Below are 2,058 nucleotides of genomic sequence, written 5' to 3' on the forward strand. Positions count from 1 at the left end.
CGGAGCATCGAAATCGATGCGATCGATTCCCTGCAACAGTTGTTCTCGCGCGGCAGCCAGGTGCGCGGCAGCCGGCGCGGCAGCGTGGTGGCGGTCTGACTGCAGACACAAACCAAGAGACATTCATGAACACCACCCCAGAATGCCCAACTGTGACCACACGATGGCGCGTTTTTTCTCTCGGCCTGGGTTTGATGCTGAGTGCCAGCTCCCACGCCAACGGCGCGGCCATCGCCCAGGGGGGAGTAGGTGCGGCCCCGGCCTGCCAGACCTGCCATGGCACCGCCGGCGAGGGCATCGCGCAGGCGGGCTTTCCACGTCTGGCGGGTCTGGGTGCGCCCTACATGCAACGCCAGCTCACTGCCTTCGCAGACGGCTCGCGCGTCAGCGACGTGATGATGCCGATTGCAAAGGCCTTGTCGGCGGCCCAGCGCGTTGAGGTGTCGGAGCATTACGCCGCCTTGCCGGTATCGGCCGCGCCGGCCGCAGCGACCCCTGCCCCTGCCTCGGTCGGCAGCGTCCTAGCCACCCGCGGGCGATGGGCCGACCAGCTGCCCGCGTGCGAGCAGTGTCACGGCCCGGGTGGGCGCGGCGTGGGTCCGGACTTCCCGCCCCTGGCCGGGCAAAGTGCGACCTACCTGGCCAACCAGTTGAAAGCCTGGAAAACCGGCGCACGACCGCCTGGCCCGATGGGGCTGATGGCCGTCGTTGCAAAGAAGCTGTCCGAGGCCGAGGTGCTCGCCATCGCTGAACACTACGCCGCCTTGCCTGCGAAAGACGACCGATGAAGGCTGGACAAATACAGCTGGCTGTCGGCGCACTGGTGGTGCTGACCATCGGCATTGGCCTCCATGTTGCGGGGGTGTTCGACTACTTCAGCATGCAGGCCTACAGTGACCGATGGACCGCCAAGCGGGAAAGCGCTCAGCAAGGCGCGGACATGTCGAGTGCGGAAACGTCGAAGGACCTGGCAGGTGATCCACCGCGCGCCGAACTCACTGCGGCGCCAACCCAGCCGGCAAAGGTCGGCTTGTTTCGGCCGCCGCTGGAGTCCGACATGCCTACAGGCGAGTTCGGCGACGTAATACGCCGAGGTCGCGAGATTTTTGTCGACACGCCGCGCGCCATGCCCGCGTATGTCGGCAACAGCTTGCGCTGCGTCAGTTGCCACCTTGACGCCGGTCGGCTCGCGGACTCGTCACCGCTGTGGGCCGCTTTCGTGAGTTATCCCGCTTACCGCAGCAAGACGAAGAGCGTCACCACCTTCCAGCAGCGGCTGCAAGGCTGTTTTGAGTACAGCATGAACGGGCGCGCGCCATTGCTGGGAGCGCCCGAGCTGGTTGCGCTGGAGAGCTACGCCTACTGGCTCGCGTCGGGCGCACCGCTTGACCCGAAGATCGCGGGCCGTGGTTACCCACCGCTGGCCCCACCGGCGCAACAAGCCGACTTCGTCCGTGGTGAAAAGGTCTACACCGATAACTGCGCGCTTTGCCACGGCGCCGATGGTGTAGGCCAGCGCACGCAGAGCGGCTACGCGGTGTTTCCAGCGCTTTGGGGGTCGGATTCGTTCAACTGGGGAGCTGGCATGGGCCGCATCAGCAACGCCGCCGCCTTCGTCAAGGCCAACATGCCACTCGGCCTGCCCGGCACGCTCACCGAGCAAGAGGCGTGGGACGTGGCGCTGTACATGAACAGCCACGAACGGCCACAAGACCCGCGCTACACCGGCAGCGTGCAGGGCACGCAGCGCGATTTCCACACCACCGAAGACTCGATGTATGGCCGCGAGGTCGCTGGCAAGATGCTCGGCGACACCGGCCCACCCAAGCCCTTCAAGCCGCTGAAGACCAGTCGGCCCTGATCAAACCCTCCGCGCTTAAACCACTCGTTTTCCGTTTGCAGCCCACTCAGGACCTGGCCGACCCACTGAACCCCAGAGCCTTCACGACCAGCGAAGTACACGATGACAAAGGCCACTAGCGACGCTGCCAGCGGTGATGCCGACTTGACTGTGCGCATCAGGTCCTGGACGAGGCCGCCGCGCTGGAGCGATGATGG

Annotated in this window: 2 protein-coding genes; both read left to right on the forward strand. The window is 65.6% G+C overall.

The genetic code is table 11. The features are described from left to right. The first annotated feature begins 125 nt into the window (after window positions 1–125). A complete protein-coding gene (locus IV113_RS22665) occupies window positions 126–788 on the forward strand; it encodes a c-type cytochrome (RefSeq protein ID WP_291089948.1) in 663 nt (220 codons plus the stop codon). Then, a complete protein-coding gene (locus tag IV113_RS22670; RefSeq protein ID WP_291089951.1) occupies window positions 785–1,861 on the forward strand; it encodes a c-type cytochrome in 1,077 nt (358 codons plus the stop codon). The genes IV113_RS22665 and IV113_RS22670 overlap by 4 nt, the downstream gene beginning before the upstream one ends. Window positions 1,862–2,058: the final 197 nt, after the last annotated feature.

Origin of the sequence: Hydrogenophaga sp. (assembly GCF_018780385.1) — a bacterium.
GTDB lineage: Bacteria > Pseudomonadota > Gammaproteobacteria > Burkholderiales > Burkholderiaceae_C > Hydrogenophaga.